Here is a 19,606-nt window from a genome sequence, read left to right as displayed (position 1 = left end):
GTGTGCGGGCCACACACGTGGCCGTGGCCCGGCTGTGAACAGCGGCTTCGGTAAGGTCTGCGGCAATGCACAAGACGCTCATCGTGACCAACGACTTCCCGCCCCGCCCCGGCGGCATCCAGGCATTCCTGCACAACATGGCGCTGCGGCTCGACCCGGAGCGGCTGGTCGTCTACGCCTCCACCTGGAAGCGCGGTCGCGAGGGCGCCGAGGCCACGGCCGCCTTCGACGCGGAGCAGCCCTTCACGGTCGTACGGGACCGTACGACGATGCTGCTGCCGACGCCCGCGGCGACCCGGCGGGCGGTCGGCCTGCTGCGCGAGCACGGCTGCACCTCGGTGTGGTTCGGCGCGGCGGCGCCGCTCGGCCTGATGGCACCGGCCCTGCGCAGGGCGGGCGCCGAACGGCTGGTCGCCACGACCCACGGCCACGAGGCGGGCTGGGCCCAGCTGCCCGCGGCCCGGCAGCTGCTGCGCCGGATCGGGGAGTCGACGGACACGATCACCTACCTCGGCGAGTACACGCGCTCGAGGATCGCCGTCGCCCTGACGCCGCAGGCGGCCTCGCGGATGGTGCAGCTGCCACCCGGGGTCGACGAGAAGACCTTCCACCCCGGGTCGGGCGGCGACGAGATCCGGGCCCGGCTGGGCCTGACGGACCGGCCGGTGGTCGTCTGCGTCTCCCGTCTGGTCCGGCGCAAGGGGCAGGACACCCTGATCCAGGCCATGCCCCGCATCCTGGCCGCCGAGCCGGACGCGGTGCTGCTGATCGTCGGGGGCGGCCCGTACGAGAAGGACCTGCGGCGGATGGCGCGCGAGACAGGCGTCGCCGACTCGGTCAGGTTCACCGGACCCGTGCCCTGGTCCGAGCTGCCCGCCCACTACGGCGCCGGCGACGTCTTCGCGATGCCGTGCCGGACGAGGCGGCGGGGGCTCGATGTGGAGGGCCTCGGGATCGTCTACCTGGAGGCGTCGGCGACGGGACTGCCGGTGGTCGCCGGGGACTCGGGCGGCGCACCGGATGCCGTACTCGATGGCGAGACCGGCTGGGTCGTCAGGGGCGGCTCCCCCGAGGAGGCCGCCGACCGCATCGCCACACTCCTGGCAGACGCCGAACTGCGCCGGCGGATGGGCGAGCGGGGCAGGGAGTGGGTCGAGGAGAGGTGGCGCTGGGACCTGCTCGCGGAGAACCTGCAAACGCTGCTGTAGAGCAACGCCCTTCTTTTAGGGGCGCGGGGCTGTATCGATATGCGGCTCCGCCGCGTGGGCGCGACAAGCCACACCCAACCCGCACCCGCCCACAACGAATACGCGGCACCCCACTAGGCGGAACCCAATAATCCGCACATGCTGCGCACATGACATCAAACCTGATGCAGCGTCAGCTGACAAGACGTCAAATCCTCGGAATGGCCGCCCTCCAAACCGCGGCCACCCTCGGCTTCACCCGCATCGCCCTCCAGTCCGCCCAAGCCGCCCAGCCCGACGCAGTCGAATCCGCCCCGGCGATCGTGGTCGGCTCCGGATACGGCGCCGCCGTAGCCGCCCTCCGCCTAGGACAGGCCGGCATCCGCACCCTCGTCCTCGAAATGGGCCGCCTCTGGAACACCCCCGGCCCCGACGGCAAGGTCTTCTGCACCACCAGCGCCCCCGACCAGCGCTCCATGTGGTTCCGCACCCGCACCGAGGCCCCGCTCGCCACCTTCCTGTGGCTGGACGTGGTCAACAAGGACATCAGCCCTTACCCGGGAGTACTGGAGCGCCTGCACTACGACCACATGTCCGTGTACGTCGGCCGAGGCGTCGGCGGCGGTTCCCTCGTCAACGGCGGCATGGCGGTCACCCCGCTCCAGTCCTACTTCGCCGAGCAGTTCCCGACCGTGGACACCGTGGAGATGTACGGCACGTACTTCCCACGCGCCCGCTCCATGCTCGGCGTCAACACCATCGACCCCGCGTGGTTCGAGTCCACGGAGTGGTACCGCTTCACCAGGATCTCCCGCAAACACGCGACCAACACCGGCCTGAAGACCACCTTCGTGCCCAGCGTCTACGACTTCGGCCACATGCAGCGCGAGGCGGCCGGCACGGCGACCAAGTCCGCACTCGCAGGCGAGGTCATCTACGGCAACAACCACGGCAAGCGCACCCTCGACAAGACGTACCTGGCCGCCGCGCTCGGCACCGGGAACGTCACCATCCACACCCTGGAGAGGGTGCGGTCGATCAGCAGGGCCGCCGACGGGACGTACGTCCTGACCGTCGACCGGATCGACAACACCGGCACGGTCGTCGAGACCAAGGAGTACGGCTGTACGTACCTCTTCCTCGGCGGCGGCAGCATCGGGACCACCGAACTCCTCGTCCGCGCCCGGGAGTCGGGCACCCTGCCCGCCCTGGACGCGAGCGTCGGCACCGGGTGGGGAACCAACGGCAACGTGATGCTCGGCCGGGCCAACCACCTGTGGGACACGGTCGGGGAGAACCAGTCGACCATGCCGGTCATGGGCATCGACGACTGGGCCAACGCCGCCAACCCCGTCTTCGCCGAGATCGCGCCTTTACCGACGGGACTGGAGCACTGGGTCAGCCTGTATCTGGCGATCACCAAGAATCCGTCGCGGGCGTCGTTCTCGTACGACAGCGGTACGGGGGCCGTGAAACTCGGGTGGAGTGCCGCCCAGAGCGCGGTGTCGGTGAGCATGGCCAAGAAGCTGTTCGACCGGATCAACGCGGCGAACTCCACGATCTACCGGTACGACCTGTTCGGCTCCTCCAGCAAGGTCTTCGCCGACGACTTCACGTACCACCCGCTGGGCGGCTGCGTGCTCGGCAAGGCGACCGACAACTACGGCCGGGTGAAGGGGTATTCGCGGCTGTACGTCACCGACGGCTCGCTCGTGCCGGGGTCGATCGGGGTGAACCCGTTCGTCACCATCACCGCGCTCGCCGAACGCACGATGGCGCGGGTCCTCGTGGAGGACACCGCGCCATGAGCACCTGTGCGGGGTGACTACTTCTGGTAGATCGCCTCGATCTCGTCCGCGAAGTCCTTCGCCACGACGTTGCGCTTGAGCTTCAGCGACGGCGTCAGATGGCCCGAGTCCTCCGTGAACTGGGAGGAGAGAATGCGGAACTTCCGCACCGATTCCGCCTTCGACACCGCGGCGTTGCCGTCGTCGACCGCCGACTGGATCGCGGCCAGCAGGTCCGAGTCCTCGTGCAGCGACGCCGCGGTGGAGCCCTCCGGCTTGCCGTGCTCGGCGGCCCAGCGGCCCAGGAACTCCTCGTCGATGGTGACCAGCGCGCCCACGAACGGCCGCCCGTCACCGACCACCATGCATTCCGCGACCAGCGCGTGCGCCCGGATACGGTCCTCTATCACGGCCGGGGCGACGTTCTTGCCGCCCGCGGTGACGATGATCTCCTTCTTGCGGCCGGTGATCCTGAGGTAGCCGTCCTCGTCGAGGGTGCCGATGTCACCGGTGTGGAACCAGCCGTCGGCCAGCGCCTCCTCGGTCGCGCCCGGGTTGTTCCAGTACTCCCGGAACAGGTGCTCGCCGTGCAGCAGCACCTCCCCGTCGTCCGCGATCCGCACCACGGAACCCGGCAGCGGCTGACCGACCGTGCCGATCTTCTGCCGGTCCCAGGGGTTGAACGCGGTCGCGGCGCAGGACTCGGTCAGGCCGTAGCCCTCCAGGACCGTGAAGCCGATGCCTCGGAAGAAGTGTCCGAGCCGCTCGCCCAGCGGGGCGCCGCCGGAGATGGCGTACTCGCCACGGCCGCCGAGGACCGCGCGCAGCTTGCTGTAGACGAGCTTGTCGAAGACCTTGTGCTTGATCTTCAGGCCGACGGCCGGGCCGGACGGGGTGTCCAGCGCCTTGCTGTAGGCGATGGCCGTGTCCGCCGCCTTGTCGAAGATCTTGCCCTTGCCGTCGGCCTGGGCCTTGGCGCGCGCCGAGTTGTAGACCTTCTCGAAGACGCGCGGGACGCCCAGGATCAGCGTCGGACGGAACGAGGCCAGCTCGTCGGTGAGGTTCTTGATGTCCGGGACGTTGCCCAGCTTGATCGGCGCCATCATGGGCGCGACCTGCACGAGCCGCCCGAAGACGTGCGCGAGGGGGAGGAAGAGCAGGACCGAGCACTCACCGGTGCGGAACAGGGGCCGCAGGCGCTCCACGATGTTCCCGCACTCGGCGAAGAAGCTGCGGTGGGTGAGGACACAGCCCTTGGGCCGGCCGGTCGTCCCGGACGTGTACACGATGGTCGCCGGGTCGTCGGCCTTCGCCAGCGAGCTGCGCTCCTCGACCGTCGCGTCGCTGATGTCCTGCCCCAGGCGGCCCAGCTCCTCGACGCCGCCGGCCTCGATCTGCCAGACGTGCTTGAGCGCGGGCAGCCGGTCGCGCACCGACTCCACGGCGGCCGTGTGGTTGTCCAGCTCGACGACGCAGGCGGTGGCGCCCGAGTCGGAGAGGATCCACTGGATCTGCTCCGGCGAGCTGGTCTCGTACACCGGCACGGTGACCGCGCCCGCCGACCAGATCGCGAAGTCGAGCAGGGTCCACTCGTAGCGAGTGCGGGACATCGGGCCGACCCGGTCGCCCGGCCGGACCCCGGCGGCGATGAACCCCTTCGCAGCCGCGCGCACCTCGGCGAGGAAGGCGGTGGCCGTCACGTCCTGCCAGGCACCGCCCACCTTGCGGGCGATCACGGCGACATCCGGATGCTGCGCGGCGTTTCTGCGGACGATGTCGGTCAGATTGCCGTCCGCAGGGACCTCGTACAAAGCCGGAAGGCTGAACTCGCGCAAGACTGCTGCTCCTCATAGGGCGCCGGCGCCACGACGTTGTGTGATGCGACGGTGCGGTCCAAGGCTCGGGCAAGTGCTCGGGAATTCACATGTTGAAATCCTGAGCACGACTGGACCGACCGGACGTTACCCGCCGGTATGGCTTCTTCGACAGGGGGTCCCGGCGAGATGTTCGCTGCGTCACACGGATTGGTGTTTCTGCGCGCACAGTAGTCGAGCGATCTGACGACTGGCCAGTAACCGTGGGTCGGGCCGCCACTGTTCACGTATGCCGCACAGGCCTACCCTTGATCGTCATGGCACCCACACCGACGGGAAACCGCAGGACACGCGTACATGTGGTCAGCGATGTGCACGGCAATGCCCGTGACCTGGCCAGGGCCGGCGAGGGTGCCGATGCCCTGATCTGCCTCGGCGACCTGGTGCTGTTCCTGGACTACGCCGACCACTCGCGTGGCATCTTCCCCGACCTCTTCGGCGTGGCCGCCGCCGACCGCATCGTGGAACTGCGCACCGCCCGGCGCTTCGAGGAGGCCCGGGAGTTCGGAACGCGGCTGTGGGCCGGGATCGGCTCGGACCGGGGTGCGGTGATCGAGAAGGCGGTGCGCAAGCAGTACGCCGAGATGTTCGCGGCGTTCCCCACGCCGACGTACGCCACCTACGGCAACGTCGACATGCCGCCCCTGTGGCCGGAGTACGCCGGGCCGGGCACGACGGTGCTGGACGGGGAGCGGGTGGAGATCGGGGGGTGGGTCTTCGGCTTCGTGGGCGGGGGACTGCGGACGCCGATGCGGACCCCCTACGAGATCAGCGACGAGGAGTACGCCGCGAAGATCGAGGCCGTGGGGGAGGTGGACGTGCTGTGCACGCACATTCCGCCGGAGGTCCCGGAGTTGGTGTACGACACGGTGGCGCGGCGTTTCGAGCGGGGGAGCAAGGCGCTGCTGGAGGCGATTCGCCGCACGCGTCCCCGTTACTCACTCTTCGGACATGTCCACCAGCCGCTGGTCCGCCGCATGCGGATCGGCGCGACGGAGTGCGTGAACGTGGGGCACTTCGCCGGGTCGGGGAAGCCTTGGGCGCTGGAATGGTGAGCGGCAGTGGTGAGCACCGGCGCAGGTGGGGGTGAAGTCGGCTGGTCGGGCGCGCGGTAGCCTTCACGCTGCACACGCATGCGCACCACGACTTCATACCGGCCCGCATCTGGAGGAGCCACGGCGATGGCGGAACACACCAGCTCGAGCATCACGATCGAGGCGGCACCGGCCGATGTCATGGGGGTGATCGCCGACTTCGCCCGCTACCCGGACTGGACCGGCGAGGTGAAGGAGGCGGAGGTCCTCAAGACCGACGGCCAGGGCCGCGCCGAGCAGGTCCGCCTCGTCATGGACGCCGGCGCGATCAAGGACGACCAGGTGCTGGGGTACACCTGGACCGGTGAGTACGAGGTGTCCTGGACTCTGGTGAAGTCCCAGATGCTGCGGTCGCTCGACGGCTCGTACATCTTGAAGCCGGCGGGGGCGGGCTCGACCGAGGTCACGTACCAGCTGACCGTCGACGTCAAGATCCCGATGCTCGGCATGATCAAGCGCAAGGCCGAGAAGGTCATCATCGACCGGGCGCTGGCGGGGCTGAAGAAGCGGGTGGAGTCGGGCAAGTAGGCCCGCGGCGGACGGGCCTCGTCCTCAAACTCTCCCAGAGGGGGCACCCCCGGAAGGGCTGAGATATGCGGACCGGCGCTCGTCGGGCGCCCACGTCAACCCGTGACCGGCCCGATCCACGCAGCCTGCGGGCAGTCGTGCCGCTGGGGCGGCTCCCGACCCAAAGAAGCGGCACCCCGTGGGCGCCGGGTTGCGCGACGCCCCATGGTCAGCACCCACGCCGGGCACCTCACAACAGGGCTGAACCCCGACGTCCGTTACGGTTCACCCCCATGCGCACCATCCTGATCACAGGCCCGGGCGGCAGCGGCCGTACAACCGTCGCCGCCGCCACCGCGCTGGCGGCGGCGACCGACGGCACCAGAACCCTGGTCCTCAGCGCCGACCGCACCGACACCCTGGGCGCGGCACTCGGCGTGGCCACCGGAGCGGCCCCGACCGAGGTCGCCCCCAACCTCACCGCCTGGCGCCCCGACGCCGCCACCGGGTTCCGGGACGATCTCGCCGCCTTCCAGGAGCGGGCCACCGCCGCCCTCGACCTCCTCGGCGCCTCCCGGCTCGACCCCGAAGAGGTCACCCCCCTCCCCGGCGCCGAGGAGCTCGCGCTGCTCCGTGCGCTGCGGGACGCCGCGCTCGCCGAGGCGCACGACCTTCTCGTCGTCGACCTGCCCGCCACCGCGCACGCCCTCGCCCTGCTGGCGCTCCCCGAGGAACTGCGCCGCTACCTGCGCCGGCTGCTCCCGTCCGAGCGGCAGGCGGCCCGGGCGTTGCGGCCGGTCCTGGGGCGGCTGGCCGGCGTTCCGATGCCGGCGGAGTGGCTGTACGAGACCGCGGCCCGCTGGGACGTCGAGCTCGCCGCCGTCGAGGCCGTCGTCGCCGACCGCGACACCGTCGTACGGCTGGTCGCCGAGCCCGGTCCCGGCGGTGCCGACGCCGTGCGGGATGCCACCCTCGCCCTCGCCCTGCGTGGCCTGCGGCCCGACCTGCTGGTCGCCAACCGGGTCCTGCCGGAGGCGGCGGCGCCGGCGGACAGCTGGCTCGCCGGGCCCGTCGCCCAGCAGCGCAAGGTTCTGGAGGAGTGGGGGGAGGAGTACGACGTCCGTCGCGTCGCGCACCTCGGGCGGGACCCTCGCGGCGTCGACGATCTCGACGCGCTCGCCGTGTCCGTCGTCAACGGCTCGTCGTCCACCGTCGAGTGGCCCGTCACCGACCGGCTCGCCGAGGACGGCGTCCTCGTCTGGGCCCTCCCGCTGCCCGGCGCCGCACGCGACGAGCTCGACCTCATCCGGCGCGGCGACGAACTCGTCGTCAGCGCGGGACAGTTCCGGCGTATCGTGCCCCTGCCGTCCGCACTGCGCCGGTGCGGTGTGGACGGGGCCGCGCTGCGCGACGGTGAGCTGCGGATCCGGTTCGCGCCGGATCCGGATCTCTGGCCGCGGACCCGGTGAAGCAGGTACGCCCGTTCGGGTAACGTCGTAGAGACGAACCGTAGTCAGGAGTCCGTCATGAGCGAAGAGCTCCCCCCGTCCGACGCCGGTGAGGATGAGGCTGTCGACGAGGTACGGGCGACCGACGCCGACGCCTGGTCGACGGCGTGCGCCGAGGACCTCGCCGCGGAGAAGGCCCGCCGCCGCGCCGAGTACGGCCCGCCGCCGGGCTCGGCCGCCGAGGAGCTGCGCAAGCTCGTCGACGCGGTCGCGGACAAGCTGTCGACCCTCCAGTCCCCGCTGCTCGGCGCGGTCGCCGGACCCGCCGCCCAGCAGGTGGTCAAGCAGGTCGTGGAGCAGGCCAAGGCCGCCGTCGAGCCCGTCATCGAGCGCAACCCGGACGTCTTCGACCACCTGGCCGCGGCGGGCACCGAACTCCTCGCCGCCTACCGCTCCGCGGTCCAGGCCCAGGAACGGCGCTGGACGACCGGGGACCAGGATCTCGACGAGCGCCGCGACCGGGGCGACGACTCCGGCCCCGGCGAACGCATCGACCTGGACTGAGGCCCGCGACCGCCCCTCAGCCGGGCTGCCCACCGGTCGGACGACGGGACCCTGACGGCAGGGCCTCGGGTACCGTTGGCCGTAGCGGGGCTCGACCGAAACTGAGGGATTCATGGGACTCACCATCGGCGTCGACATCGGCGGCACGAAGATCGCGGCCGGCGTGGTCGATGAGGAAGGCAACATCCTCTCGACCCACAAGGTGCCGACCCCGGGCACGCCCGAGGGCATCGTGGACGCCATCGCCTCCGCGGTGGAGGGCGCACGCGCCGGGCACGAGATCGTCGGCGTGGGCATCGGTGCCGCCGGATACGTCAACCGTCAGCGTTCCGAGGTCTACTTCGCTCCCAACATCGACTGGCGCAACGAGCCGCTGAAGACGAAGGTCGAGGCCCGCGTGGGCCTCCCGGTCGTCGTCGAGAACGACGCCAACGCGGCCGCGTGGGGCGAGTACAAGTTCGGCGCGGGCAAGGGCCACCGCAACGTCATCTGCATCACGCTCGGCACCGGCCTCGGCGGCGGCATCATCATCGGCAACAAGCTGCGCCGCGGGCACTACGGCGTGGCCGCCGAGTTCGGCCACATCCGGATGGTGCCCGACGGCCTGATGTGCGGCTGCGGCTCGCAGGGCTGCTGGGAGCAGTACGCCTCCGGGCGCGCCCTCGTCAGATACGCCAAGCAGCGCGCCAACGCCACCCCCGAGAACGCCGAGATCCTGCTCGGCATGGGTGACGGCAGCCCCGAGGGCATCGAGGGCAAGCACATCTCCATGGCCGCCCGCCAGGGCGACCCGGTCGCCGTCGACTCCTACCGCGAGCTGGCGCGCTGGGCCGGCGCCGGCCTCGCCGACCTGGCCTCCCTCTTCGACCCGTCCGCCTTCATCGTCGGCGGCGGCCTCTCCGACGAGGGCGAACTGGTCCTCGACCCGATCCGCAAGTCCTACAAGCGCTGGCTGGTGGGCGGCAACTGGCGCCCGGTGGCCGACGTCATCGCCGCCCAGCTGGGCAACAAGGCGGGCTTGGTCGGCGCGGCGGACCTGGCAAGGGAGCCCGACCCCATCATGTGAGGTCTTGCTTTTCGAGGTGCGGCCACTGTGCCTACCCAGGGGCGCGAGGAACTGCGCGACAAGCCACGACGAGTCGGCAGTCGCCAACGAACCTCGCGCCCCGAGCTTTTGGGCGTAAATTGATCCACATGGCGCCGCTCCCCAATTCCCGCACGGAGCCCGACGGTTCCGCGGTCATCAGGGTCCTGAGCTACAACATCCGCTCCATGCGCGACGACACAGCGGCCCTCGCCCGCGTCATCAGCGCCTGCGATCCCGACCTGGTCCTCATCCAGGAAGCCCCCCGCTTCTTCCGCTGGCGCAAGAAACTCGCCCGCCTGGCCCGCGCCGCGAACCTCGTCATCCTCACCGGTGGAGCCACGGCGGCCGGCCCCGCGATCCTGTGCAACTTCCGTGCCACCGTCGAGCACACGGAGGACGTACTCCTGCCGCTGACGCCGGGCCTGCACCGCCGCGGGTTCGCGACGGCCGTCGTCCGTTTCGGCGGCGCCCGGCTCGGCGTGCTGAGCTGCCACCTCAGCCTCCAGAAGGACGAGCGGTACGAGCAGAGCGGCATGCTCCTCGACCGGCTGGCCGGCATGGGGGTGCAGCACGCGATCGCGGGCGGCGACCTGAACGAGCGCCCCGGCGGCCGCAGCTTCCAGCGCATGGCCGCCGGCCTCCAGGACTGCTGGGCCACCACCCCCTGGGGCAGCGAGTACACCTCGACCCCCGCCGACCCGCACCAGCGTATCGACGCGATCTTCGCCACCAAGGGCATCGAGGTACTCGGCTGCGGTGTCCCCCTGGGTCATGCCGGCGTGACGGAGACAGACCTGAGGGCGGCCACGGACCACCTTCCGGTCCTGGCCGCCCTCAAGATCCCTACGTCCTAGACGACGGCACCCCGCCCCGGATCGTCGCCGTCCTCGTCATCCGTCTTCATCCGCATCACCAGCGTGGCGAACCCACCGAGGAACCCGCCGATACCGAGCGTCGCCAGCCACCACGTCATGTCCCAGCTGAGCAGCACGGCGAGCAGCAGCAGGATCGGCCCGCCGATCACCGCGAGCCAGGCGAACTTCGCGGTCGCGTCGGCGGCGGGCAGCGGCGGCGGCTCCGGCGGGACGAAGTGGCCCTCGTCGTCGCCGTCGAAGTCGTCCTCGGAAGGCTCGGGCACGCTGTAGTCGCGCGGGCCGACGCCGGGGGCGAAGGAGACGGAGCTACCCAGCGACTTGACCGGCTTGTCCTCCCGGTCGTCCCTGGGCTCGTCGGCCTGCTTGGCCTTCTCGCCCTTGCCGCCCTTGTCGCCCTTCGGCTCCCCGTCCGTCCCGCCGCTCGCCTCGTCGTTCGTGTCGGACTCCAGCAGCGCCAGGTCCTCGATCGACTTGAACGGCTTCGCGCCCGGCGGATCCTTCGGCTCCTCGCCGTACCCGGCGACGATCGCGGCCCAGGCGGCGTCCTCGTCGAACGGGACGTGCTGCTCTTCCGGCTCGCGATCGTCGCGGTCCTCGCGCCTCTCGCGGTCGGAGTCGTGCTCAGCCACGTGCGGTCGTCCCTTCTTTGCCCACGCCGGTTGCGAGCCGGTCGATGAAGCCGAGGCTCTCCTCGAAGATCCGGTCCGCGTCATGGTCCAACGTCGCCACGTGATAGCTCTGTTCCAGCACGATCTCCGTTACGTCCGTCGAGGAGACCCGACTCAGTACACGGGCCGAGTCCGCCGACGGCACGGTGTGGTCCTGTGCGCTGCGCAGGAGCAGCAGCGGCTGGGTGACCTGCGGCAGCTCGCCGTCGACCAGACGGAAGAAGCTCCGCAGGGAGTGGGCCGCGTGCAGCGGCACCCGGTCGTACGCGAGCTCGACGCCGCCCTCTTTCGCGATGTCACTGGCGATGCCCCGCGTCGTACGGACGAAGTGCCGGGACACCGGAAGGGTGTACGCGGACAGCCCGTGCACCTTGTTCGCGGGGTTGACGACCAGCACGCCCGCGACGTCGTCCCCGTGCTTCGCGGCGAGCCGCAGCGCGAGGGCGCCGCCCATGGACAGGCCGGCGACGAAGATCCGCCCGCAGCGGTCGCGGAGGTGGCGCAGCTCGCGGTCCACCTCGGCGTACCAGTCCTGCCAGCCGGTGAGCTGCATGTCCTCCCAGCGGGTGCCGTGGCCCGGCAGCAGCGGCAGCGAGACGGTGAGCCCGCGCTCGGCGAGATACTCCGCCCAGGGGCGCAGTGACTGGGGGGAGCCGGTGAAGCCGTGGCAGAGCAGAACCCCGACCTCCCCGCCCTCGTGGCGGTACGGCTCGGCTCCAGGAAGGACCGGCACCTTACGGCCTCCTGTTCATGAGAAGGACGGACATGACGGACATGGAAGAGAGGAACGACATGAACCCGCGCGGCGCAGACGCATATCAATACAGCCAGGTGTCCTTCACCGTACGCGACCGCACTGACACCGACCAGGGTCGTCGGACTCTTTGACAGTGCTCCGGGTTAAGGTCTGATCGACACACACAGGAGGCACTCGGTTGTTGTACGGCGCGATGAAGGTGGCCATCGGGGGACCGTTGAAGGTCGCCTTCAGGCCCTGGGTGGAAGGCCTGGAGAACGTTCCCACCGAGGGCGCCGCGATCCTCGCGAGCAACCACCTCTCCTTCTCCGACTCGTTCTTCCTGCCCGCGGTCCTCGACCGCAAGGTGACCTTCATCGCGAAGGCCGAGTACTTCACCACCCCGGGCGTCAAGGGCCGGATGACGGCCGCGTTCTTCAAGGGCGTCGGCCAGCTGCCCGTGGACCGCTCCGGTGCGCGCGGGGCGGGCGAGGCGGCCATCAAGAGCGGCATAGAGGTCCTCGAGCGCGGTGAGCTGTTCGGCATCTATCCGGAGGGCACGCGCTCGCCCGACGGCCGGCTCTACCGGGGCAAGCCCGGCGGCCTCGCGCGCGTGGCGCTCGCCTCCGGGGCGCCGGTCATTCCCGTCGCCATGATCGACACGGAGAAGATCCAGCCGCCGGGCCAGGTCATGCCCAAGCTCATGCGGCCGGGCATCCGGATCGGCAAGCCCCTGGACTTCAGCCGGTACCAGGGCATGGAGCACGACCGTTTCGTGCTCCGCGCGCTGACCGACGAGGTCATGTACGAGATCATGAAGCTCTCCGGCCAGGAGTACGTCGACATGTACGCGACCGCCGCCAAGCGGCAGATCGCGGAGGCGGCGAAGGCCGAGAAGGAACAGGCGAAGAAGGAACAGGCGAAGAAGGAACAGGCGACGAAGACGAAGAAGGCGGACGAGGAGCGGTCCGGGGCCTAGGCAGGGCAGTCTGGGCGGGCGATCCGAAAACAAGGGGGGTGGGGGCATGGCCAAGCGTGAGCGGGTCATGAAGATGTCCGTCGAGCAGCCGTTGTGGCGTGCGCTCGCCGGCTACCGGGTGCTGACCATGGTGTACGCGATCGGGCTCTTCATCAGCGCCCACGACGAGGTCGCCCACCCCTGGGTGGCCATCGCCTACTTCGCCGTACTGGCCGTCTGGACCCTGGCCACCCTGCCCAGGGTCGCGAACGCCGCGAGCTGCACCAAGCGCTTCCTCGCCGTGGACCTCACCATCGCCCTGGTCGGCATCCTGCTCACCCGGCTCGCCGAGGCACCCGAGCGGATCGACGCCGGCGCCCCGACCCTGCCGTCGATATGGACCGCGGGCGCCGTGCTGGCGTTCGCCATCAAGGGCGGCTGGCGCTGGGCCGCCTTCGCCTCCACCCTGGTTGCCGCCGCCAACCTGGTCGAACGCTCCGGCGTGCCCACCCGCGACACCATCCACATGGTGCTGCTCGTCTGGATCGCCTCCATCGCCATCGGCTACGTCGTCGAGGTCGCCCGCGCCTCCGAGCGCACCCTCGCCCGGGCCCTGGAGATCGAGGCGGCCACCCGTGAGCGGGAGCGCCTCGCCCGGGACATCCACGACGGCGTGCTCCAGGTGCTCGCGATGGTGCAGCGGCGCGGCGCCGTCATCGGCGGGGAGGCGGCCGAGCTGGGCCGGATGGCCGGCGAGCAGGAGGTGGCGCTGCGCACGCTGGTCTCGGGCGGCCTCGTACCCGTCTCGCGGGTGTCGGAGGACGCCGCCGAGGGGGCCGTCGTACTGGCCGTGGACGAGCCGGACGACGCCGGCGGTCCCGTCGATCTCCGTGCGCTGCTCGCCCCGTACGCCGGCGCCATGGTGAGCCTGGCCGAGCCCGGCGCGCCCGTGCCGCTGGCCCCGGCCGCCGCGCGGGAACTGGCCGCGGCCGTCGGGGCCGCCCTGGACAACGTCCGTAAGCACGCGGGGGAGCACGCGCGCGCGTGGATCCTGGTCGAGGACGAACCCGACGCGGTGATCGTCACCGTACGGGACGACGGACCCGGCATCCCCGAGGGCCGGCTCGCGCAGGCCGAGGGCGAGGGGCGGCTCGGAGTCGCTCTGTCGATCCGGGGGCGGCTGCGCGACCTCGGCGGCAGCGCCGAGCTGATCTCGGTGCCGGGGCAGGGCACCGAAGTGGAACTGAAGGTACCGAAGGACAGCAGCGCTTCACGGGGGAAGGCGGAGCAGCGATGACGGACACCGCGAGCGGGCAGCAGGGCACGATCAAGGTCATGGTGGTCGACGACCACCCCATGTGGCGCGACGCGGTCGCCCGCGACCTGGCCGAGTCCGGCTTCGACGTGGTCGCCACGGCGGGCGACGGCGACCAGGCCGTACGCCGCGCCAAGGCCGCCGCCCCCGACGTCCTCGTGCTCGACCTCAACCTGCCCGCCAAGCCCGGCGTCCAGGTGTGCAAGGAACTCGTCGGGCACAACCCGGCCCTGCGCGTCCTCGTCCTGTCCGCGAGCGGCGAGCACGCCGACGTCCTGGAGGCCGTGAAGTCGGGCGCCACCGGCTATCTGCTGAAGTCGGCCTCGACGGAGGAACTCCTCGACGCGGTGCGCCGTACCGCCGTGGGCGACCCGGTGTTCACGCCGGGCCTGGCCGGCCTGGTCCTCGGCGAGTACCGCCGCCTCGCCTCGGAACCGGCACCCGCCACGCAGGACGCCGACCAGCCGGGGGCCCCGCAGCTCACCGAGCGCGAGACCGAGGTGCTGCGGCTCGTCGCCAAGGGCCTGAGCTACAAGCAGATCGCCGAACGCCTGGTCATCTCCCACCGCACGGTCCAGAACCACGTACAGAACACCCTCGGCAAGCTCCAGCTGCACAACCGGGTGGAGCTGGTGAGGTACGCGATAGAGCGCGGCCTCGACGACGAGTGATCCTTACGCCGTCTGTTTGACGGCACGTAAACCAAACACCCCGCACTTCACCGGAATTGCCGTTCCGACCCATCCCGTTGTGACCTGGCTCACCATTAGCGTGGCCTCACCAGGCAACCGCGGCGAAGGGACATTTCCATGCGGGTCGGAGTACTGACCGGAGGCGGCGACTGCCCCGGTCTCAACGCCGTCATCCGGGCCGTCGTCCGTAAGGGCGTGCAGGAGTACGGCTATGACTTCGTCGGCTTCCGGGACGGCTGGCGAGGTCCGCTCGAGAACGACACGATCCGTCTCGACATCCCCGCCGTACGCGGCATCCTGCCCCGCGGCGGCACCATCCTCGGCTCCTCGCGCACCAACCCGCTGAAGCAGGAGGACGGCATCCGCCGCATCAAGGAGAACCTCGCCAAGCAGGAGGTCGAGGCGCTCATCGCCATCGGCGGCGAGGACACCCTCGGCGTCGCCACCCGCCTCTCCGACGAGTACGGGGTGCCCTGCGTCGGCGTCCCGAAGACCATCGACAACGACCTGTCCGCCACCGACTACACCTTCGGCTTCGACACCGCCGTCGGCATCGCGACGGAGGCCATCGACCGGCTGCACACCACCGCCGAGTCCCATATGCGCGTCCTGGTCTGCGAGGTGATGGGCCGTCACGCCGGCTGGATCGCCATCCACTCCGGGCTGGCCGGCGGCGCCAACGTCATCCTCATCCCCGAACAGCGCTTCGACGTCGACAAGGTCTGCGCCTGGATCACCTCACGCTTCAAGGCGTCGTACGCCCCGATCGTGGTCGTCGCCGAGGGTGCCATGCCCAAGGACGGCGACATGGTCCTCAAGGACGAGTCGCTCGACTCCTTCGGGCACGTCCGGCTGTCCGGCGTCGGCGAATGGCTGGCCAAGGAGATCGAGAGGCGGACGGGCAAGGAAGCCCGTACGACGGTCCTCGGGCACATCCAGCGCGGCGGCACCCCCAGCGCCTTCGACCGCTGGCTCGCCACCCGCTTCGGACTGCACGCCATCGAGGCGGTCCGCGACGGCGACTTCGGCAAGATGGTCGCCCTGCGCGGCACGGACATCGTCCGCGTCCCGATCGCGGACGCCACGGCCAAGCTGAAGACGGTGGATCCGAAGCTGTACGAGGAGGTCGGGGTCTTCTTCGGCTGACCCGACCGACCCGCTGAGGGCGCCGCCGGCCGGCGGCGCCCTCAGCGCACAACTTCCTCGACTACAGGGCAGGCCCCGGCTCCGAGAACGTGCTGGTCCCGCGCAGCTGAGCCACCAGCTCCCGTACGACGGCGGCGCCGTTCAGCGTCAGGATCGACTCGGGGTGGAACTGCACGCCGGCGAACCCCGGCCCGCGCATCGCATGCACCTCCCGGTTGTCGGCCCGGCTGACCTCGATGCCGTGCGCGGTGAGCTCCTGCAGGGCCTCGTCGTCGCAGCGCGCCACGAAGCTGTTGTAGAAACCGACCGTCTCCGAGCGTCCGAACAGGTCGATCGTCGTCTGCGCCCCCTGGTACGGCACCTCCTTGCGCACGATCTCCAGCCCCAGCTCGGCCGCGATCAGCTCGTGCCCGAGGCAGACGCCGAGCACACCGTGCCGATGGCTGCGGACGACCTCGGCGGTGAGGTCGCGCAGGAACCGCATCTTGGGGTCTTCCAGATCGGACGGGTCGCCGGGACCGGGCCCCAGCACCACCGGGCCCTCGTGTACGACCACCGCCTCCCGCAGCCCCGGCTCGTCGTACCGTCGGACCGTCACCTCGAGCCCGCTCGACCGCAGCACGTGCGCGAGCATCGCCGTGAAGGTGTCCTCCCCGTCGACGACCAGGGCGTGACCGGTCAGCTCCTCGGAACGCTCCTGCATCCGCAGCCAGAAGGGCGCCAGCGAGGCCCGGCGCCCGTCGAGCGCGGCACGCACGCGTGGGTCGTCGGCGAGCCCGGGGCGCGTGTGCTCCGCACGCGGCCGCGACGGCCGCACCCCCAAAGCCGCCAGCACTCCCGCCGCCTTCGCGTGCGTCTCCGCGACCTCGCTCGCCGGGTCCGAGCCGCGCACGAGCGTGGCGCCGACCGGCACCCGCAGCCGTCCGTTCGCGTCGATGTCGGCGGTGCGGATGAGGATGGGGGAGTCGAGGGTCTGCGCCCCGCCGGAGTCCCGGCCGATCAGGGCCAGCGCACCGGCGTAGTACCCACGGCCACCGACCTCGTGCCGCTCGATGACCCGGCAGGCGTTCTGCACCGGCGAGCCGGTGACGGTGGCCGCGAACATGGTCTCCTTCAGGACCTCCCGCACATCCAGCGAGGACTTACCGCGCAGCTCGTACTCGGTGTGCGCGAGGTGCGCCATCTCCTTCAGCCGGGGCCCGACGACCACCCCGCCCATGTCGCCGACGGTGCACATCATCTTGAGCTCCTCGTCGACGACCATCGACAGCTCCTCGATCTCCTTGCCGTCGGCGAGGAAGCCGAGCAGATGCTCGGGCGTCGGCCCCTCGTCGGGATAGCGGTACGTCCCGCTGATCGGGTTCATGACGACCGTCCCGCCGGACATCCGCACGTGCACCTCGGGGCTCGCCCCGACCAGCGTCCGCTCCCCGGTGTGCACGACGAAGGTCCAGTACGCGCCCCGCTCGCCTTCGAGCAGCCGCCGGAACAGCGCGAGCGCGTCAGCCCGTCCGAACCCCGGGATCTCGCCCTCGTACGTCCGCCGGATCACGAAGTTGGCGCCCTCGCCCCGCCCGATCTCCTCGCGCAGCACGCGCCCGACGATCTCGCCGTACTCCTCGTCGGCGACATCGAAGCCGCCGCCCTCGACGGCCACGTCGTGCGCCGGAAGCTGTGCGAGAGCCTCGGGCAGCGGGACGTCGTACGACTCCTCGGGCGTCAGCACCGTCAGTGGCGTGCCGTCGTCGCGGACGTCGAAGCCGCGCTCGCGGATCTGCCGGAAGGGGACGAGCGCCAGGCCCTCGTCGGGGAGGTCGGCCAGGCGGTCGTAGGTAGTGACCGGGCCGATCAGGACCTCCACGGTCTCGTGATCGTGGCCCGGGGTGCGGCGGCGCAGCAGGGCGAACGGGCGGGGATCGTCCAGCAAGCCGAGCAGGTTCATGGGTCCGTGCTCCTTCTCCGTGGATTCGGTGGGATCCGTGGATTCAGTAGGAGAGGAACGACCCCGGGAAACACCGAAGGCCGCCCCTCGGGCGGCCTTCGCGAAGTCTTGCGTACGCGCAGTCAGTGGGCCGCCGGATGAGCGGTCCACCACCAGTTCTGGGTCGAGTGCGCGAACATGCCAGGCACCCTACCCCATGTCCGAGTCGTGTACCCGGTGTCTCAATTGCTGGGCATGGGGCAGGACGCCCGACACGACCCCGTAATGTTGAGGTCGTGACCGTGAACGCTAAGACCAGCGCGAGTGCTGGCAACACCTGGCGAGACCTGCCCGCGGCGCAGCAGCCCGAGTACCCCGACACCGAGGCTCTGCGCGCAGTGATCGCGGACCTCGAGTCGTATCCGCCGCTCGTCTTCGCGGGCGAGTGCGACCAGCTGCGCGCCCGGATGGCGGCCGTCGCCAAGGGAGAGGCGTTCCTTCTCCAGGGTGGCGACTGCGCCGAGGCCTTCGACGCGGTGTCCGCCGACCACATCCGCAACAAGCTCAAGACCCTCCTCCAGATGGGCGCCGTGCTGACGTACGCCGCCTCGGTGCCGGTCGTGAAGGTCGGCCGTATCGCCGGCCAGTACTCCAAGCCGCGCTCCAAGGGCACCGAGACCCGCGACGGCGTGACCCTACCGACGTACCGCGGTGACTCCGTCAACGGCTTCGACTTCAACGAGGCCGCCCGCGTCCCGGACCCCGAGCGCCTGAAGCGGATGTACAACGCGTCCGCCTCGACGCTCAACCTGGTGCGCGCCTTCACCACCGGCGGCTACGCCGACCTGCGCCAGGTGCACGCCTGGAACCAGGACTTCGTGAAGTCGTCCCCGTCCGGCCAGCGCTACGAGCAGCTCGCGCGCGAGATCGACCAGGCGCTGAACTTCATGCACGCCTGCGGGGCCGACCCGGAGGAGTTCAAGACCGTCGAGTTCTACTCCTCGCACGAGGCGCTGCTGCTCGACTACGAGTCCGCCCTGACCAGGGTCGACTCGCGCACCGGGCAGCTGTACGACGTCTCGGCGCACATGGTGTGGATCGGTGAGCGCACCCGGCAGCTGGACCACGCGCACATCGAGTTCGCGTCGAAGATCCGCAACCCGATCGGCATCAAGCTCGGCCCGACCACCACGGCCGAGGAGGCGCTGCAGTACATCGAGCGCCTGGACCCCGACCGTGAGCCGGGCCGGCTGACCTTCATCGTCCGCATGGGCGCCGACAAGGTCCGCGACAAGCTCCCCGAGCTGGTCGAGAAGGTCACCGCCTCGGGCGCGACCGTGGCCTGGGTGACCGACCCGATGCACGGCAACACCTTCGAGGCGGCCTCCGGTCACAAGACCCGCCGTTTCGACGACGTGCTCGACGAGGTCAAGGGCTTCTTCGAGGTCCACAAGGCCCTGGGCACCCACCCGGGCGGCATCCACGTGGAGCTCACCGGCGACGACGTCACCGAGTGCGTGGGCGGCGGCGACGAGATCTTCGTCGACGATCTGCACCAGCGCTACGAGACGGCCTGCGACCCGCGGCTCAACCGCAGCCAGTCGCTCGACCTGGCCTTCCTCGTCGCGGAGATGTACAGGGACCAGTAGCCGGTTCGGTTGTTACCGGCGTGTGGGGTGGGGCGCGGATCACATACGAGACCCCCCCCCCCCCCCCCGTACGGGTGCGGGGGGGCGGGGGAGGGTTG

The 19,606-nt window shown here is 70.6% G+C and carries 18 protein-coding genes; 13 read left to right on the top strand and 5 right to left on the bottom strand.

What is annotated here, in order from left to right:
- Positions 1 to 65 precede the first annotated feature (65 nt).
- Both EHO50_RS08400 and EHO50_RS08395 read left to right on the top strand, forming a co-directional pair.
- Complete coding sequence (locus EHO50_RS08400) at positions 66 to 1,208, top strand: glycosyltransferase family 4 protein (protein WP_128429231.1); 1,143 nt, start codon at positions 66 to 68, stop codon at positions 1,206 to 1,208.
- 164 nt (positions 1,209 to 1,372) lie between these two features.
- Entirely contained in the window at positions 1,373 to 2,995 is a 1,623-nt protein-coding gene (locus EHO50_RS08395; protein ID WP_484422064.1) for a GMC oxidoreductase, read from the top strand.
- Between the two features lie 17 nt (positions 2,996 to 3,012).
- Here the strand turns inward: EHO50_RS08395 and EHO50_RS08390 are convergent, their stop codons facing one another.
- The gene (locus EHO50_RS08390; RefSeq protein WP_128429229.1) at positions 3,013 to 4,809 is read right to left on the bottom strand and encodes an AMP-dependent synthetase/ligase; all 1,797 of its coding nucleotides are present in this window, start codon (positions 4,807 to 4,809) and stop codon (positions 3,013 to 3,015) included.
- A gap of 296 nt (positions 4,810 to 5,105) precedes the next feature.
- On the opposite strand from EHO50_RS08390, the gene EHO50_RS08385 reads away from it, so the two are divergent.
- The 6 genes from EHO50_RS08385 (at position 5,106) to EHO50_RS08360 (ending at position 10,402) form a co-directional block, all read left to right on the top strand.
- Entirely contained in the window at positions 5,106 to 5,903 is a 798-nt protein-coding gene (locus EHO50_RS08385) for a metallophosphoesterase family protein (protein ID WP_128429228.1), read from the top strand.
- Positions 5,904 to 6,029: 126 nt separating this feature from the next.
- The gene (locus tag EHO50_RS08380; RefSeq protein WP_128429227.1) at positions 6,030 to 6,470 is read left to right on the top strand and encodes an SRPBCC family protein; all 441 of its coding nucleotides are present in this window, start codon (positions 6,030 to 6,032) and stop codon (positions 6,468 to 6,470) included.
- Between the two features lie 272 nt (positions 6,471 to 6,742).
- On the top strand, positions 6,743 to 7,918 hold the full coding sequence (locus EHO50_RS08375; protein ID WP_128429226.1) for an ArsA family ATPase: 1,176 nt from the start codon (positions 6,743 to 6,745) through the stop codon (positions 7,916 to 7,918).
- 57 nt (positions 7,919 to 7,975) lie between these two features.
- Positions 7,976 to 8,461: a DUF5304 domain-containing protein gene (locus EHO50_RS08370; RefSeq protein WP_128429225.1), complete on the top strand. Its 486-nt coding sequence runs from the start codon at positions 7,976 to 7,978 to the stop codon at positions 8,459 to 8,461.
- A gap of 112 nt (positions 8,462 to 8,573) precedes the next feature.
- Positions 8,574 to 9,527, top strand: a complete 954-nt coding sequence (locus EHO50_RS08365; RefSeq protein WP_128429224.1) for an ROK family glucokinase — start codon at positions 8,574 to 8,576, stop codon at positions 9,525 to 9,527.
- Positions 9,528 to 9,655: 128 nt separating this feature from the next.
- On the top strand, positions 9,656 to 10,402 hold the full coding sequence (locus EHO50_RS08360; protein ID WP_181449578.1) for an endonuclease/exonuclease/phosphatase family protein: 747 nt from the start codon (positions 9,656 to 9,658) through the stop codon (positions 10,400 to 10,402).
- Here EHO50_RS08360 and EHO50_RS08355 read toward each other — a convergent pair.
- Together EHO50_RS08355 and EHO50_RS08350 are read right to left on the bottom strand one after the other, a co-directional pair.
- A complete protein-coding gene (locus EHO50_RS08355) occupies positions 10,399 to 11,052 on the bottom strand; it encodes a hypothetical protein (protein WP_128429222.1) in 654 nt (217 codons plus the stop codon). The two genes, EHO50_RS08360 and EHO50_RS08355, sit on opposite strands and share 4 nt — an antisense overlap.
- On the bottom strand, positions 11,045 to 11,824 hold the full coding sequence (locus tag EHO50_RS08350) for an alpha/beta hydrolase (RefSeq protein WP_128429221.1): 780 nt from the start codon (positions 11,822 to 11,824) through the stop codon (positions 11,045 to 11,047). Before EHO50_RS08350 ends, EHO50_RS08355 begins: the two co-directional genes overlap by 8 nt.
- 217 nt (positions 11,825 to 12,041) lie before the next feature.
- Here EHO50_RS08350 and EHO50_RS08345 point away from each other — a divergent pair, with 217 nt between their 5' ends.
- From EHO50_RS08345 to EHO50_RS08330, 4 genes are all read left to right on the top strand, one after another.
- Entirely contained in the window at positions 12,042 to 12,806 is a 765-nt protein-coding gene (locus EHO50_RS08345) for a lysophospholipid acyltransferase family protein (RefSeq protein WP_128429276.1), read from the top strand.
- A gap of 46 nt (positions 12,807 to 12,852) precedes the next feature.
- The gene (gene macS / locus EHO50_RS08340; RefSeq protein ID WP_128429220.1) at positions 12,853 to 14,082 is read left to right on the top strand and encodes a MacS family sensor histidine kinase; all 1,230 of its coding nucleotides are present in this window, start codon (positions 12,853 to 12,855) and stop codon (positions 14,080 to 14,082) included.
- Positions 14,079 to 14,771: a response regulator gene (locus EHO50_RS08335; RefSeq protein ID WP_128429219.1), complete on the top strand. Its 693-nt coding sequence runs from the start codon at positions 14,079 to 14,081 to the stop codon at positions 14,769 to 14,771. The genes macS and EHO50_RS08335 overlap by 4 nt, the downstream gene beginning before the upstream one ends.
- A 138-nt stretch (positions 14,772 to 14,909) precedes the next feature.
- On the top strand, positions 14,910 to 15,938 hold the full coding sequence (locus EHO50_RS08330) for a 6-phosphofructokinase (RefSeq protein WP_128429218.1): 1,029 nt from the start codon (positions 14,910 to 14,912) through the stop codon (positions 15,936 to 15,938).
- Positions 15,939 to 15,999: 61 nt separating this feature from the next.
- On the opposite strand, the gene EHO50_RS08325 is transcribed toward EHO50_RS08330, so the two are convergent.
- Both EHO50_RS08325 and EHO50_RS45965 read right to left on the bottom strand, forming a co-directional pair.
- Positions 16,000 to 17,880 (bottom strand): anthranilate synthase family protein, encoded by a 1,881-nt coding sequence (locus tag EHO50_RS08325; RefSeq protein ID WP_128429217.1) that lies wholly within the window; start codon positions 17,878 to 17,880, stop codon positions 16,000 to 16,002.
- 122 nt (positions 17,881 to 18,002) lie between these two features.
- Positions 18,003 to 18,059, bottom strand: coding sequence for a trp operon leader peptide (locus EHO50_RS45965; RefSeq protein ID WP_071528813.1), 57 nt, complete (start codon positions 18,057 to 18,059; stop codon positions 18,003 to 18,005).
- 96 nt (positions 18,060 to 18,155) lie between these two features.
- Between EHO50_RS45965 and EHO50_RS08315 the strand changes: the two genes are divergently transcribed.
- On the top strand, positions 18,156 to 19,508 hold the full coding sequence (locus EHO50_RS08315; RefSeq protein WP_128429216.1) for a class II 3-deoxy-7-phosphoheptulonate synthase: 1,353 nt from the start codon (positions 18,156 to 18,158) through the stop codon (positions 19,506 to 19,508).
- Positions 19,509 to 19,606: the final 98 nt, after the last annotated feature.

The organism is Streptomyces cyaneus (genome assembly GCF_004028635.1).
In the GTDB taxonomy this organism is placed as follows: domain Bacteria; phylum Actinomycetota; class Actinomycetes; order Streptomycetales; family Streptomycetaceae; genus Streptomyces; species Streptomyces cyaneus.
The sequence above is the reverse complement of the archived record's forward strand: the minus strand, read 5'-3'. Positions and strand labels throughout refer to the sequence as shown.

Coding starts and splice junctions, on each gene's coding strand:
- EHO50_RS08400 (WP_128429231.1), top strand. CDS start 66: ATGCACAAGACGCTCATCGTGACCAACGACTTCCCGCCCCGCCCCGGC.
- EHO50_RS08395 (WP_484422064.1), top strand. CDS start 1,373: ATGCAGCGTCAGCTGACAAGACGTCAAATCCTCGGAATGGCCGCCCTC.
- EHO50_RS08385 (WP_128429228.1), top strand. CDS start 5,106: ATGGCACCCACACCGACGGGAAACCGCAGGACACGCGTACATGTGGTC.
- EHO50_RS08380 (WP_128429227.1), top strand. CDS start 6,030: ATGGCGGAACACACCAGCTCGAGCATCACGATCGAGGCGGCACCGGCC.
- EHO50_RS08375 (WP_128429226.1), top strand. CDS start 6,743: ATGCGCACCATCCTGATCACAGGCCCGGGCGGCAGCGGCCGTACAACC.
- EHO50_RS08370 (WP_128429225.1), top strand. CDS start 7,976: ATGAGCGAAGAGCTCCCCCCGTCCGACGCCGGTGAGGATGAGGCTGTC.
- EHO50_RS08365 (WP_128429224.1), top strand. CDS start 8,574: ATGGGACTCACCATCGGCGTCGACATCGGCGGCACGAAGATCGCGGCC.
- EHO50_RS08360 (WP_181449578.1), top strand. CDS start 9,656: ATGGCGCCGCTCCCCAATTCCCGCACGGAGCCCGACGGTTCCGCGGTC.
- EHO50_RS08345 (WP_128429276.1), top strand. CDS start 12,042: ATGAAGGTGGCCATCGGGGGACCGTTGAAGGTCGCCTTCAGGCCCTGG.
- macS (WP_128429220.1), top strand. CDS start 12,853: ATGGCCAAGCGTGAGCGGGTCATGAAGATGTCCGTCGAGCAGCCGTTG.
- EHO50_RS08335 (WP_128429219.1), top strand. CDS start 14,079: ATGACGGACACCGCGAGCGGGCAGCAGGGCACGATCAAGGTCATGGTG.
- EHO50_RS08330 (WP_128429218.1), top strand. CDS start 14,910: ATGCGGGTCGGAGTACTGACCGGAGGCGGCGACTGCCCCGGTCTCAAC.
- EHO50_RS08325 (WP_128429217.1), bottom strand. CDS start 17,880: ATGAACCTGCTCGGCTTGCTGGACGATCCCCGCCCGTTCGCCCTGCTG.